Source organism: Paenibacillus sp. GbtcB18, from assembly GCF_019091125.1.
Taxonomy (GTDB): domain Bacteria; phylum Bacillota; class Bacilli; order Paenibacillales; family NBRC-103111; genus Paenibacillus_F; species Paenibacillus_F chitinolyticus.
On sequence record NZ_JAGXJX010000224.1, the window covers coordinates 1 to 302 of the forward strand.

The 302-nt window shown below is 51.7% G+C and carries 1 pseudogene; it reads right to left on the bottom strand.

The features are described from left to right. Positions 1-302, bottom strand: a pseudogene (locus tag KVT34_RS30085) (cation diffusion facilitator family transporter); the annotation flags it as partial.

Below are 302 nucleotides of genomic sequence, written 5' to 3' on the forward strand. Positions count from 1 at the left end.
ATCCACGAGTATGTAATGGCCGTGTTCGCGGGCACGCAGCCGCTCGATGCGTTTGACGTCTGGGAACGAATCAATGATCTCTTTATACTGCTGCAGCTTGGCGTCTTCTACGTTCGTTTCCATCAGAATATTGACGGCTTCTATCCCCAACGTATACGCGAGCTTGATGACGAGGAAAGAGACGATAATTCCGGCAGCCGGATCCCCGTAGGCCAAGAAAGGAACAACAAAGTAATCCCCTGCCAGGGCCAGTGAGATCCCCGCAGATGCGGCTATAGAAGCATAAACGTCAGCCAAATGAT